Source organism: Staphylococcus sp. T93 (assembly GCF_016743875.1).
Classification (GTDB): domain Bacteria; phylum Bacillota; class Bacilli; order Staphylococcales; family Staphylococcaceae; genus Staphylococcus; species Staphylococcus aureus.
Map to the genome: position 1 here is coordinate 2593293 of NZ_CP068247.1, position 13997 is coordinate 2607289.

Consider the following 13997-nt stretch of genomic DNA (forward strand, 5'->3'; position numbering starts at 1 on the left):
ATAATATGGGTGTATGATTCAAATTACGTAATAAAACAATCTAATTATAATAGATTGGAGCATACAACTATGAAAATGAAAAATATTGCAAAAATAAGTTTGTTATTAGGAATATTAGCAACAGGTGTAAACACTACAACGGAAAAACCAGTTCATGCCGAAAAGAAACCTATTGTAATAAGTGAAAATAGCAAAAAATTAAAAGCTTATTATAATCAACCTAGTATTGAATATAAAAATGTGACAGGTTATATCAGTTTCATTCAACCAAGTATTAAATTTATGAATATCATAGATGGTAATTCTGTTAATAATATTGCTTTAATTGGCAAAGATAAGCAACATTATCATACGGGTGTACATCGTAATCTTAATATATTTTACGTTAATGAGGATAAGAGATTTGAAGGTGCAAAGTACTCTATTGGGGGTATCACGAGTGCAAACGATAAAGCTGTCGACCTAATAGCAGAAGCAAGAGTTATTAAAGAAGATCATACTGGTGAATATGATTATGACTTTTTCCCATTTAAAATAGATAAAGAAGCGATGTCATTGAAAGAGATTGATTTTAAATTAAGAAAATACCTTATTGATAATTATGGTCTTTACGGTGAAATGAGTACAGGAAAAATTACAGTCAAAAAGAAATACTATGGAAAGTATACATTTGAATTGGATAAAAAGTTACAAGAAGACCGTATGTCCGATGTTATCAATGTCACAGATATTGATAGAATTGAAATCAAAGTTATAAAAGCATAACACATATACTTGATGACGAAATAAGTTGAAATTGAAATAGAGAGGTTAAGTGACGATCAAACGTTGCTTAACTTCTTTTTAATGCTTAAAAATTATTTCAAAGGCACATAGAAACGCTATATTAATCTCATACTCACTCATTATTTTTTGCTTAAATTACTTAATAATACTTCAATAATTGTTAAAAGGGGTTTAATGTGATTATCTTAGAACGCCATCTATAATGATGTTGTATGATTCAAATTACGTAAAAAGACAATCGAATATAATATAGATTGGAGCATACAATTATGAAAATGAGAACAATTGCTAAAACCAGTTTAGCACTAGGGCTTTTAACAACAGGCGCAATTACAGTAACGACGCAATCGGTCAAAGCAGAAAAAATACAATCAACTAAAGTTGACAAAGTACCAACGCTTAAAGCAGAGCGATTAGCAATGATAAACATAACAGCAGGTGCAAATTCAGCGACAACACAAGCAGCTAACACAAGACAAGAACGCACGCCTAAACTCGAAAAGGCACCAAATACTAATGAGGAAAAAACCTCAGCTTCCAAAATAGAAAAAATATCACAACCTAAACAAGAAGAGCAGAAAACGCTTAATATATCAGCAACGCCAGCGCCTAAACAAGAACAATCACAAACGACAACCGAATCCACAACGCCGAAAACTAAAGTGACAACACCTCCATCAACAAACACGCCACAACCAATGCAATCTACTAAATCAGACACACCACAATCTCCAACCATAAAACAAGCACAAACAGATATGACTCCTAAATATGAAGATTTAAGAGCGTATTATACAAAACCGAGTTTTGAATTTGAAAAGCAGTTTGGATTTATGCTCAAACCATGGACGACGGTTAGGTTTATGAATGTTATTCCAAATAGGTTCATCTATAAAATAGCTTTAGTTGGAAAAGATGAGAAAAAATATAAAGATGGACCTTACGATAATATCGATGTATTTATCGTTTTAGAAGACAATAAATATCAATTGAAAAAATATTCTGTCGGTGGCATCACGAAGACTAATAGTAAAAAAGTTAATCACAAAGTAGAATTAAGCATTACTAAAAAAGATAATCAAGGTATGATTTCACGCGATGTTTCAGAATACATGATTACTAAGGAAGAGATTTCCTTGAAAGAGCTTGATTTTAAATTGAGAAAACAACTTATTGAAAAACATAATCTTTACGGTAACATGGGTTCAGGAACAATCGTTATTAAAATGAAAAACGGTGGGAAATATACGTTTGAATTACACAAAAAACTGCAAGAGCATCGTATGGCAGACGTCATAGATGGCACTAATATTGATAACATTGAAGTGAATATAAAATAATCATGACATTCTCTAAATAGAAGCTGTCATCGGAAAAACAAGAAGTTAAGTGACAACGGTTTACATGTTGCTTAGCTTCTTTTATTATGCGTAATGATGTAAAAAGACGAATATTCATTTGTTTGTAAAAGTGGCATTTCTATGTCTTAAAAGTGACGAAACTTCAAATGTGCCAAGTGTTGAATCACATCAAAATCATTTTTATTTAACGAACATTATGGATTTCTTAATTTACTTAACGATGATTCAAATATAGTTAAACAAGGTTTAATGTGAATGGAGCAATACGCCATCTATAATAAAGCTGTATGATTCAATGAATGTAATCGAACAAATCTAATAATTACGAATGGAGCATACAACTATGAAAATAACAACGATTGCTAAAACAAGTTTAGCACTAGGCCTTTTAACAACAGGTGTAATCACAACGACAACGCAAGCAGCAAACGCGACAACACTATCTTCCACTAAAGTGGAAGCACCACAATCAACACCGCCCTCAACTAAAATAGAAGCACCGCAATCAAAACCAAACGCGACAACACCGCCCTCAACTAAAGTAGAAGCACCGCAACAAACAGCAAATGCGACAACACCGCCTTCAACTAAAGTGACAACACCTCCATCAACAAACACGCCACAACCAATGCAATCTACTAAATCAGACACACCACAATCGCCAACCACAAAACAAGTACCAACAGAAATAAATCCTAAATTTAAAGATTTAAGAGCGTATTATACGAAACCAAGTTTAGAATTTAAAAATGAGATTGGTATTATTTTAAAAAAATGGACGACAATAAGATTTATGAATGTTGTCCCAGATTATTTCATATATAAAATTGCTTTAGTTGGTAAAGATGATAAAAAATATGGTGAAGGAGTACATAGGAATGTCGATGTATTTGTCGTTTTAGAAGAAAATAATTACAATCTGGAAAAATATTCTGTCGGTGGTATCACAAAGAGTAATAGTAAAAAAGTTGATCACAAAGCAGGAGTAAGAATTACTAAGGAAGATAATAAAGGTACAATCTCTCATGATGTTTCAGAATTCAAGATTACTAAAGAACAGATTTCCTTGAAAGAACTTGATTTTAAATTGAGAAAACAACTTATTGAAAAAAATAATCTGTACGGTAACGTTGGTTCAGGTAAAATTGTTATTAAAATGAAAAACGGTGGAAAGTACACGTTTGAATTGCACAAAAAATTACAAGAAAATCGCATGGCAGATGTCATAGATGGCACTAATATTGATAACATTGAAGTGAATATAAAATAATCATGACATTCTCTAAATAGAAGCTGTCATCGGAAAAACAAGAAGTTAAGTGACAACGGCCTACATGTTGCTTAGCTTCTTTTGTTATGTTCGATGATTTGAGAACCCAAATTTTCGATGGGTCCAAATATGACGTGGAAGAGACCTGAATTTATCTGTAAATCCCTATCTATCGGGTGTGAAGCACAACGGGATCAGTTTTATTTAACGAACATTATAGATTCCTTAATTTACTTAATAATGATTCAATGATTATTAAACATGGTTTAATGTGAAAGGTCAAATACGCTAACTATAATAAAGCTGTATGATTCAATAGACGTAAGCGAACAAATCTAATAATTACGAATGGAGCATACAACTATGAAAATGACAGCAATTGCGAAAGCAAGTTTAGCATTAGGTATTTTAGCAACAGGAACAATAACGTCATTGCATCAAACTGTAAATGCGAGTGAACATAAAGCAAAATATGAAAATGTGACAAAAGATATCTTTGACTTAAGAGATTACTATAGTGGCGCAAGTAAGGAACTTAAAAATGTTACTGGTTATCGTTATAGCAAAGGTGGCAAGCATTACCTTATCTTTGATAAAAATAGAAAATTCACAAGAGTACAGATATTTGGTAAAGATATTGAAAGATTTAAAGCACGTAAAAATCCGGGATTAGACATATTTGTTGTTAAAGAAGCGGAAAACCGTAATGGCACAGTGTTTTCATATGGTGGTGTCACTAAGAAAAATCAAGACGCTTATTATGATTATATAAACGCACCAAGATTTCAAATCAAGAGAGATGAAGGTGACGGTATTGCTACGTACGGTAGAGTACACTACATTTATAAAGAAGAGATTTCACTTAAAGAACTCGACTTTAAATTGAGACAGTATTTAATTCAAAATTTTGATCTGTATAAAAAGTTTCCTAAAGATAGTAAGATAAAAGTGATAATGAAAGATGGCGGCTATTATACGTTTGAACTTAATAAAAAATTACAAACAAATCGCATGAGTGACGTCATTGACGGTAGAAATATTGAAAAAATAGAAGCCAACATTAGATAATTCAATGAAATATGGATAATAGTAAAATATGGATAGTATAGAGGAGTTAGGCAACATAAGTTGCTTAGCTTCTTTTTTGTGTTGGAGAGATGAAAATGAAGCGTATCGATGAATAATAAAAACACCAATAAAACTTGTGGAAATAGTTGATACTTATAGTCGCGCGTTGTCCTTTTCGTGACATGAAACAATGTGGAAAACATAGTTAAATTGAGGGAAAGTGTGAATAGTTAAAAAAGCTGCGTTAAGTTTAAAAAATAGATTAACGCTGTTAGGATTCCATTAATTAGCTTAACATTGGTTCAAAAATAGTTAAAAAGAGGTTAATTCATAGCTTAGTATTACGCTTATATAATGATAGTAGATTGTTCGTATTACGTAATTGAAATAATCATATAAAAATATATTAAGACAAAATTTATAAATAGATTGGGAGAATAGTACTATGAAATTAAAAACGTTAGCTAAAGCAACATTAGTATTGGGATTGTTAGCTACTGGTGTAATAACAACAGAAAGTCAAACAGTAAAAGCGGCAGAATCAACTCAAGGTCAACACAATTATAAATCGTTAAAATACTACTATAGCAAGCCAAGTATAGAGTTAAAAAATCTTGATGGTTTGTATAGACAGAAAGTGACAGATAAAGGAGTATATGTTTGGAAGGATCGAAAAGATTATTTTGTTGGCTTGCTTGGTAAAGATATTGAAAAATACCCTCAAGGTGAGCATGATAAGCAAGATGCATTTTTAGTCATCGAGGAGGAAACTGTTAATGGAAGACAATATTCAATTGGTGGTTTAAGTAAGACAAATAGTAAAGAATTTAGTAAAGAAGTCGATGTTAAAGTAACAAGAAAAATTGATGAATCATCGGAAAAGTCTAAAGATAGTAAATTTAAAATTACTAAAGAAGAAATCTCGTTAAAAGAGTTGGACTTTAAATTAAGAAAAAAATTGATGGAAGAAGAAAAATTATATGGTGCTGTTAATAATAGAAAAGGTAAAATTGTAGTTAAAATGGAAGATGATAAGTTTTATACTTTCGAACTTACAAAAAAACTACAACCGCATCGCATGGGTGACACGATAGATGGTACCAAAATCAAAGAAATTAATGTTGAGCTAGAATATAAATAATCTTTGGACAAGCAGACTAGTAATTGTAGGGAAGTTAAGCGATAACATATTGCTTAGCTTCTTTTTTATTTTGTTATGATGAAAAAAGGAGCGGGTTTATGATCAAGTTTTTGGAAAAACGGTTGATACTTATAGTCGCGCGTTGTCCTTTTCGTGACATGAAACAATGTGGAAAACATAATTAAATTGAGGGAAAGTGTGAATAGTTAAAAAATTAGTATTGTGTTATAAAAAATAATTAATACTGTTAGGATTTCATTAACTAACTTAACGTTGGTTCAAAAATAGTTAAAAAGAGGTTAATTCATAGCGCAGTATCTCACTTATATAATGATAGTAGATTGTTCGTATTACGTAATTGAATTAATCATATAAAAATATATTAAGACAAATTTATAAATAGATTGGGAGAATAGTACTGTGAAATTAAAAACGTTAGCTAAAGCAACATTGGCATTAGGCTTATTAACTACTGGTGTGATTACATCAGAAGGCCAAGCAGTTCAAGCAAAAGAAAAGCAAGAGAGAGTACAACATTTATATGATATTAAAGACTTACATCGATACTACTCATCAGAAAGTTTTGAATTCAGTAATATTAGTGGTAAGGTTGAAAATTATAACGGTTCTAACGTTGTACGCTTTAACCAAGAAAATCAAAATCACCAATTATTCTTATTAGGTAAAGATAAAGAGAAATATAAAGAAGGCATTGAAGGCAAAGATGTCTTTGTGGTAAAAGAATTAATTGATCCAAACGGTAGATTATCTACTGTTGGTGGTGTGACTAAGAAAAATAACAAATCTTCTGAAACTAATACACATTTATTTGTTAATAAAGTGTATGGCGGAAATTTAGATGCATCAATTGACTCATTTTCAATTAATAAAGAAGAAGTTTCACTGAAAGAACTTGATTTCAAAATTAGACAACATTTAGTTAAAAATTATGGTTTATATAAAGGTACGACTAAATACGGTAAGATCACTATCAATTTGAAAGATGGAGAAAAGCAAGAAATTGATTTAGGTGATAAATTGCAATTCGAGCGCATGGGTGATGTGTTGAATAGTAAGGATATTAATAAGATTGAAGTGACTTTGAAACAAATTTAAAGTAAGTAATCAATGACTCTAAAGTAATAAATTTGAAGCAGCTTAACGATGAAATGTTGAATAGATACGTACACCTTACATTAAGGAGCGTATTTAAAACAACCTTGTCGTTAGGCTTTTTTTTACGTTTTATAACGCAGGTTATGAGTGAGCATACTAAAAATTTACATTGCTCTTGAAAGTGATGCCCATTGAATATTAATTAGCTCTTCATTAACAATGATTTAAGTTTAATTAAACGAGTGTTAATGTCAGTCTGTCTCAATGCCCTTTATAATAAAGGTGTATTATTCAAATTACGTAATAAAAGCAATCCAATATATTAAGATTGGAGCACATGAATATGAAATTTACAGTGATAGCTAAAGCGATATTTATATTAGGAATATTAACAACAAGTGTAATGATAACAGAAAATCAATCGGTTAATGCAAAAGGAAAGTATGAAAAAATGAACCGTTTATATGATACAAACAAGTTACATCAATACTATTCAGGACCTAGTTATGAGTTAACAAATGTTAGTGGCCAAAGTCAAGGTTATTATGACTCTAACGTTTTGCTTTTTAACCAACAAAATCAAAAGTTCCAAGTGTTTTTATTGGGAAAAGATGAAAATAAATACAAAGAAAAAACACATGGTTTAGATGTCTTTGCGGTACCAGAATTAGTAGATTTAGATGGAAGAATATTTAGTGTTAGTGGTGTAACAAAGAAAAACGTAAAATCAATATTTGAGTCTCTAAGAACGCCGAACTTACTAGTTAAAAAAATAGACGATAAAGACGGTTTTTCTATTGATGAATTTTTCTTTATTCAAAAGGAAGAAGTGTCATTGAAGGAACTTGATTTTAAAATAAGAAAACTGTTGATTAAAAAATACAAACTGTATGAAGGGTCAGCTGATAAAGGTAGAATTGTTATTAATATGAAAGATGAAAATAAGTATGAAATTGATTTAAGTGATAAATTAGATTTCGAGCGTATGGCAGATGTCATTAATAGTGAACAAATTAAAAACATCGAAGTGAATTTGAAATAATCAATGATATATATAGAATGAAAGCTTAAGAAGCGGTTTAATAATCCCATGTTTAATGATTTTGATACGTGTTTTTATAATAAAAACATATCGAACATTGACTACGTTATTAAGCTGCTTTTTTGTACACTTTATAACCAATAGCTTAAGATTTAAAACTAATCGGAAAGAACAATGATTCACCAAAAAAATATTTATGTTGCTATTAAAAATCAGTTAATACGAATGTTAAAATACGTTTGATTTTCATTAATAATGATTCAAGTTTATTTAAATGAGCGTTAATGTCAGTCTGTTTTGATGCACCTTATAATAAAGACAGATAGTTCAAATTACGTAATAATAACAATCCAATACATTAAGATTGGAGCAAAAAAATATGAAATTAACAACGATAGCTAAAGCAACATTAGCATTAGGAATATTAACTACAGGTGTGTTTACAGCAGAAAGTCAAACTGGTCACGCGAAAGTAGAACTTGATGAGACACAACGCAAATATTATATCAATATGCTACATCAATACTATTCTGAAGAAAGTTTTGAACCAACAAACATTAGTGTTAAAAGTGAAGATTACTATGGCTCTAACGTTTTAAACTTTAAACAACGAAATAAAGCTTTTAAAGTATTTTTACTTGGTGACGATAAAAATAAATATAAAGAAAAAACACATGGCCTTGATGTCTTTGCAGTACCTGAATTAATAGATATAAAAGGTGGCATATATAGCGTTGGCGGTATAACAAAGAAAAATGTGAGATCAGTGTTTGGATTTGTAAGTAATCCAAGTCTACAAGTTAAAAAAGTTGATGCTAAAAATGGCTTTTCGATAAACGAGTTGTTTTTTATTCAAAAGGAAGAAGTATCATTGAAGGAACTGGACTTTAAAATAAGAAAACTCTTAATCGAAAAATATAGATTGTATAAAGGAACGTCTGATAAAGGTAGAATTGTTATCAATATGAAAGACGAAAAGAAGCATGAAATTGATTTAAGTGAAAAATTAAGTTTTGAACGTATGTTTGATGTAATGGATAGTAAGCAAATTAAAAATATTGAAGTGAATTTGAATTAGTTCGAGTTAATAGCATAATAGCTTAAGAAGCGGCTTAACGACAAAATGTGAATTGGCATTTGTGTCCTTATATAAGGAACTGTGTTAAATACATTACTGTTGTTAAGTTGTTTTTGTAATTCAAAGAGCAGAACAGAGTAACATCATCAGTTGTAGTAAACGATAATCCGGTAAAACAACTAAATGAAATAATGAAAGTCATTTAACCTGAACATTAAAATATATTTGTTTTTCATTAAGAATAATTCAAGTATATTTAAATCGAGGTTAATTATCGTATGAAACGATGCACGTTATAATAAAAATGTATGATTCAAATTACGTAATGAAAACAATCCAATATATTAAGATTGGAGCAAATAAATATGAAATTTACAGCATTAGCAAAAGCGACATTAGCTTTAGGAATTTTAACAACAGGAACTTTAACAACAGAAGTTCATTCAGGTCATGCAAAACAAAATCAAAAGTCAGTAAATAAACATGACAAGGAAGCATTATACCGATACTACACTGGAAAGACTATGGAAATGAAAAATATTAGTGCTTTGAAACATGGTAAAAACAACTTACGTTTTAAGTTTAGAGGTATTAAGATTCAAGTTTTACTGCCTGGAAATGATAAAAGTAAATTTCAACAGCGTAGTTATGAGGGGTTAGATGTTTTCTTTGTTCAAGAAAAAAGAGATAAGCACGATATATTTTATACTGTTGGTGGTGTAATACAGAATAATAAAACATCTGGAGTTGTCAGTGCACCAATATTAAATATTTCAAAAGAAAAGGGTGAAGATGCTTTTGTGAAAGGTTACCCTTATTACATTAAAAAAGAAAAAATAACACTAAAAGAACTGGATTATAAGTTGAGAAAGCATCTAATTGAAAAATACGGACTTTATAAAACAATCTCAAAAGATGGTAGGGTCAAAATTAGCTTGAAAGATGGCAGTTTTTATAACCTTGATTTAAGATCTAAATTAAAATTTAAATATATGGGGGAAGTCATAGAAAGCAAACAAATTAAAGATATTGAAGTTAACTTAAAGTAAATCATTACGAATAATTAAAAGTAATTGAAGCGGCTTAACGGTGAAATGTAAATTGGTGCGCATAGCTTATACAAAAAGGATGCATCAATCGATATCGTCGTTAAGCCGTTTTGGTTTGTGTGTCATGAATCCTATCCCAATCTCCATAAAGGTAAAATTTCCACCACCAACATCAAAATTCTCCACATCGCAACATAACCAAATGTTATAATAAATCTATTACACAAAGAGATAAATTACTTATTCAAAGGCGGAGGAATCACATGTCTATTACTGAAAAACAACGTCAGCAACAAGCTGAATTACATAAAAAATTATGGTCGATTGCGAATGATTTAAGAGGGAATATGGATGCGAGTGAATTCCGTAATTACATTTTAGGCTTGATTTTCTATCGCTTCTTATCTGAAAAAGCGGAACAAGAATATGCAGATGCCTTGTCAGGTGAAGACATCACGTATCAAGAAGCATGGGCAGACGAAGAATACCGTGAAGACTTAAAAGCAGAATTAATTGACCAAGTCGGTTACTTCATTGAGCCAGAAGATTTATTCAGTGCGATGATTCGTGAAATTGAAACGCAAGATTTCGATATCGAACACCTGGCGACGGCAATTCGTAAAGTTGAAACATCAACATTAGGTGAAGAAAGTGAAAATGACTTTATCGGTCTGTTCAGCGATATGGATTTGAGTTCAACGCGACTAGGTAACAATGTCAAAGAACGTACTGCTTTAATCTCTAAAGTCATGGTTAATCTTGACGACTTACCATTCGTTCACAGTGACATGGAAATTGATATGTTAGGTGATGCATATGAATTCCTAATTGGGCGCTTTGCGGCGACAGCGGGTAAAAAAGCAGGCGAGTTCTATACACCACAACAAGTATCTAAGATACTGGCGAAGATTGTCACAGACGGTAAAGATAAATTACGTCACGTGTATGACCCAACATGTGGTTCAGGTTCACTGTTGTTACGTGTTGGTAAAGAAACACAAGTGTATCGTTATTTCGGTCAAGAACGTAACAATACTACATACAACTTAGCACGCATGAATATGTTATTACATGATGTGCGTTATGAGAACTTCGATATCCGTAATGATGACACATTGGAAAACCCAGCCTTTTTAGGCAATACATTTGATGCGGTTATTGCGAACCCACCGTATAGTGCGAAATGGACTGCAGATTCAAAGTTTGAAAATGACGAACGATTCAGTGGTTACGGCAAACTTGCGCCTAAGTCTAAAGCAGACTTTGCCTTTATTCAACACATGGTACATTACCTAGACGATGAAGGTACCATGGCCGTTGTACTCCCACATGGTGTATTATTCCGAGGTGCTGCAGAAGGTGTCATTCGTCGTTATTTAATTGAAGAAAAGAACTACTTAGAAGCTGTGATTGGTTTGCCAGCGAATATTTTCTATGGGACAAGTATTCCAACATGTATTTTAGTATTTAAAAAATGTCGCCAACAAGACGACAACGTACTATTTATCGATGCATCCAATGATTTTGAAAAAGGAAAAAATCAAAATCATTTAAGCGATGCCCAAGTCGAACGTATTATAGACACATATAAGCGTAAGGAAACAATTGATAAATATAGCTACAGCGCGACACTACAAGAGATTGCCGATAACGATTACAACCTAAATATACCGAGATATGTCGATACATTCGAAGAAGAAGCACCGATTGATTTAGATCAAGTCCAACAAGATTTGAAAAATATCGATAAAGAAATCGCAGAAATTGAGCAAGAAATCAATGCATACCTGAAAGAACTTGGGGTGTTGAAAGATGAGTAATACACAAAAGAAAAATGTGCCAGAATTGAGGTTCCCAGGGTTTGAAGGCGAATGGGAAGAGAAGCAGTTAGGGGATCTTACAGATAGAGTAATTAGGAAAAATAAAAACTTAGAATCGAAAAAGCCTTTAACAATATCCGGACAGTTAGGTTTAATTGATCAAACAGAATATTTTAGTAAATCAGTTTCGTCGAAAAATCTAGAAAATTATACACTAATAAAGAATGGAGAATTCGCGTATAACAAAAGTTATTCTAATGGATACCCATTAGGGGCTATTAAAAGATTAACTAGATATGATAGTGGTGTATTGTCCTCTTTGTATATTTGTTTTTCTATTAAAAGTGAAATGTCTAAAGACTTCATGGAAGCATATTTTGATTCGACACACTGGTATAGAGAAGTTTCTGGAATTGCAGTTGAGGGTGCAAGAAATCACGGATTATTAAATGTTTCTGTGAATGATTTTTTTACTATTCTAATTAAATATCCAAGTTTAGAAGAACAGCAAAAAATAGGCAAGTTCTTCAGCAAACTCGACCGACAAATTGAATTAGAAGAACAAAAGCTTGAATTACTTCAACAACAGAAAAAAGGCTATATGCAGAAAATTTTCTCACAGGAACTGCGATTCAAAGATGAGAATGGTGAAGATTATCCAGATTGGGAAAATAGCAAAATAGAAAAATATTTAAAAGAGAGAAACGAACGTTCTGACAAAGGGCAAATGCTTTCAGTAACTATAAATAGTGGCATTATAAAATTTAGTGAATTGGATAGAAAAGATAATTCAAGTAAAGATAAAAGTAATTATAAAGTAGTTAGGAAAAATGATATTGCATATAATTCTATGAGAATGTGGCAAGGGGCTAGTGGTAAATCAAATTATAATGGGATTGTTAGCCCTGCATATACTGTGCTTTATCCAACACAAAATACTAGCTCATTATTTATTGGATATAAGTTTAAAACACATAGAATGATTCATAAATTTAAAATTAATTCACAAGGATTAACATCAGATACATGGAACTTAAAATATAAACAATTAAAAAATATAAATATAGATATACCTGTATTGGAGGAACAAGAAAAGATAGGTGATTTCTTTAAAAAAATGGATATATTGATAAGTAAACAGAAAATGAAAATTGAAATATTAGAAAAAGAGAAACAATCCTTTTTACAAAAAATGTTCTTATAACTTTGATAAATACATAGATTGCATAAGAATAAAATTTGTATAATTTAACATAAAAGTTGTAAAAGTAAAGTGAATTAAAAACGAACATTAAATTTAGGCACTGTGAAAGCGCAGTGTCTTTTTTGTGTCGAAATTGTGTACAGAATAAGTAGTTAAATAAAGATTAAGTTGAGATAAAGTGTTATTCGTAAATAAAAGAGAGTAGATCGATAGGAATTGAATGATATTAGTTAACTATTTATTAAATTACTTAATAATGATTAATTTTTAGTTAAAGTAAGTTTAATGTGAAGCACGACCATTGCTCATTATAATGAATGAGGATTGTTCGTATTGCGTAATAGAATAAATCAAATAGACTAAAAATTGGGAGCATAGAATTATGAAATTAAAAAATATTGCTAAAGCAAGTTTAGCACTAGGGATTTTAACAACAGGGATGATTACAACTACTGCTCAGCCAGTAAAAGCAAGTACATTAGAGGTTAGATCACAAGCTACTCAAGACTTGAGTGAATATTATAATAGACCGTTCTTTGAGTATACAAATCAGTCAGGATATAAAGAGGAAGGAAAAGTGACGTTTACTCCTAATTATCAACTTATAGATGTAACTTTAACTGGGAATGAAAAGCAAAATTTTGGTGAAGATATTTCTAATGTAGATATATTTGTTGTAAGAGAAAATTCTGATAGATCTGGTAATACAGCTTCAATTGGTGGTATTACTAAAACAAACGGTTCAAATTATATTGATAAAGTAAAAGATGTAAATTTAATAATTACTAAAAACATCGATAGTGTTACATCAACGTCAACATCATCTACATATACAATTAATAAAGAAGAAATTTCATTAAAAGAACTTGATTTTAAATTAAGAAAGCATTTAATTGATAAACATAACCTTTATAAGACAGAACCTAAAGACAGTAAAATTCGAATTACTATGAAAGATGGTGGGTTCTACACATTTGAATTGAATAAAAAGTTACAAACACACCGTATGGGTGATGTTATTGATGGCAGAAATATAGAAAAAATTGAAGTGAATTTATAAAA

At 30.8% G+C, this 13997-nt stretch carries 14 protein-coding genes; 13 read left to right on the forward strand and 1 reads right to left on the reverse strand.

Going from position 1 to position 13997, the window contains the following annotated elements:
- Positions 1–69 precede the first annotated feature (69 nt).
- The 10 genes from JG553_RS12700 (at position 70) to JG553_RS12745 (ending at position 9911) form a co-directional block, all read left to right on the forward strand.
- Positions 70–765, forward strand: a complete 696-nt coding sequence (locus JG553_RS12700; protein WP_000782618.1) for a superantigen-like protein SSL2 — start codon at positions 70–72, stop codon at positions 763–765.
- A gap of 290 nt (positions 766–1055) precedes the next feature.
- Complete coding sequence (locus JG553_RS12705) at positions 1056–2126, forward strand: superantigen-like protein SSL3 (RefSeq protein WP_000784023.1); 1071 nt, start codon at positions 1056–1058, stop codon at positions 2124–2126.
- 118 nt (positions 2127–2244) lie between these two features.
- Entirely contained in the window at positions 2245–2382 is a 138-nt protein-coding gene (locus JG553_RS12710) for a hypothetical protein (protein WP_001791691.1), read from the forward strand.
- A 108-nt stretch (positions 2383–2490) separates the two neighbouring features.
- On the forward strand, positions 2491–3417 hold the full coding sequence (locus tag JG553_RS12715) for a superantigen-like protein SSL4 (RefSeq protein ID WP_000705627.1): 927 nt from the start codon (positions 2491–2493) through the stop codon (positions 3415–3417).
- A 363-nt stretch (positions 3418–3780) separates the two neighbouring features.
- Complete coding sequence (locus JG553_RS12720) at positions 3781–4485, forward strand: superantigen-like protein SSL5 (protein ID WP_000784244.1); 705 nt, start codon at positions 3781–3783, stop codon at positions 4483–4485.
- A 445-nt stretch (positions 4486–4930) separates the two neighbouring features.
- Entirely contained in the window at positions 4931–5626 is a 696-nt protein-coding gene (locus JG553_RS12725; RefSeq protein WP_000769845.1) for a superantigen-like protein SSL6, read from the forward strand.
- 420 nt (positions 5627–6046) lie between these two features.
- A complete protein-coding gene (locus JG553_RS12730) occupies positions 6047–6742 on the forward strand; it encodes a superantigen-like protein SSL7 (RefSeq protein WP_000769836.1) in 696 nt (231 codons plus the stop codon).
- Between the two features lie 343 nt (positions 6743–7085).
- The gene (locus JG553_RS12735) at positions 7086–7784 is read left to right on the forward strand and encodes a superantigen-like protein SSL8 (RefSeq protein WP_000673479.1); all 699 of its coding nucleotides are present in this window, start codon (positions 7086–7088) and stop codon (positions 7782–7784) included.
- Positions 7785–8163: 379 nt separating this feature from the next.
- Positions 8164–8862 (forward strand): superantigen-like protein SSL9, encoded by a 699-nt coding sequence (locus tag JG553_RS12740; protein WP_000779446.1) that lies wholly within the window; start codon positions 8164–8166, stop codon positions 8860–8862.
- 365 nt (positions 8863–9227) lie between these two features.
- A complete protein-coding gene (locus tag JG553_RS12745) occupies positions 9228–9911 on the forward strand; it encodes a superantigen-like protein SSL10 (RefSeq protein WP_000673051.1) in 684 nt (227 codons plus the stop codon).
- An 84-nt stretch (positions 9912–9995) separates the two neighbouring features.
- Here the strand turns inward: JG553_RS12745 and JG553_RS12750 are convergent, their stop codons facing one another.
- Positions 9996–10097, reverse strand: coding sequence for a hypothetical protein (locus JG553_RS12750; RefSeq protein WP_010956543.1), 102 nt, complete (start codon positions 10095–10097; stop codon positions 9996–9998).
- 77 nt (positions 10098–10174) lie between these two features.
- On the opposite strand from JG553_RS12750, the gene JG553_RS12755 reads away from it, so the two are divergent.
- The 3 genes from JG553_RS12755 to JG553_RS12765 all read left to right on the forward strand — a co-directional run bounded on the left by JG553_RS12755 (position 10175) and on the right by JG553_RS12765 (position 13995).
- On the forward strand, positions 10175–11731 hold the full coding sequence (locus JG553_RS12755) for a type I restriction-modification system subunit M (protein ID WP_000028628.1): 1557 nt from the start codon (positions 10175–10177) through the stop codon (positions 11729–11731).
- The gene (locus JG553_RS12760; protein ID WP_000072584.1) at positions 11724–12935 is read left to right on the forward strand and encodes a restriction endonuclease subunit S; all 1212 of its coding nucleotides are present in this window, start codon (positions 11724–11726) and stop codon (positions 12933–12935) included. Before JG553_RS12755 ends, JG553_RS12760 begins: the two co-directional genes overlap by 8 nt.
- A gap of 382 nt (positions 12936–13317) precedes the next feature.
- Complete coding sequence (locus JG553_RS12765; RefSeq protein WP_000769163.1) at positions 13318–13995, forward strand: superantigen-like protein SSL11; 678 nt, start codon at positions 13318–13320, stop codon at positions 13993–13995.
- Positions 13996–13997: the final 2 nt, after the last annotated feature.

Coding starts and splice junctions, on each gene's coding strand:
- JG553_RS12735 (WP_000673479.1), top strand. CDS start 7,086: ATGAAATTTACAGTGATAGCTAAAGCGATATTTATATTAGGAATATTA.
- JG553_RS12705 (WP_000784023.1), top strand. CDS start 1,056: ATGAAAATGAGAACAATTGCTAAAACCAGTTTAGCACTAGGGCTTTTA.
- JG553_RS12720 (WP_000784244.1), top strand. CDS start 3,781: ATGAAAATGACAGCAATTGCGAAAGCAAGTTTAGCATTAGGTATTTTA.
- JG553_RS12765 (WP_000769163.1), top strand. CDS start 13,318: ATGAAATTAAAAAATATTGCTAAAGCAAGTTTAGCACTAGGGATTTTA.
- JG553_RS12760 (WP_000072584.1), top strand. CDS start 11,724: ATGAGTAATACACAAAAGAAAAATGTGCCAGAATTGAGGTTCCCAGGG.
- JG553_RS12740 (WP_000779446.1), top strand. CDS start 8,164: ATGAAATTAACAACGATAGCTAAAGCAACATTAGCATTAGGAATATTA.
- JG553_RS12700 (WP_000782618.1), top strand. CDS start 70: ATGAAAATGAAAAATATTGCAAAAATAAGTTTGTTATTAGGAATATTA.
- JG553_RS12715 (WP_000705627.1), top strand. CDS start 2,491: ATGAAAATAACAACGATTGCTAAAACAAGTTTAGCACTAGGCCTTTTA.
- JG553_RS12755 (WP_000028628.1), top strand. CDS start 10,175: ATGTCTATTACTGAAAAACAACGTCAGCAACAAGCTGAATTACATAAA.
- JG553_RS12725 (WP_000769845.1), top strand. CDS start 4,931: ATGAAATTAAAAACGTTAGCTAAAGCAACATTAGTATTGGGATTGTTA.
- JG553_RS12745 (WP_000673051.1), top strand. CDS start 9,228: ATGAAATTTACAGCATTAGCAAAAGCGACATTAGCTTTAGGAATTTTA.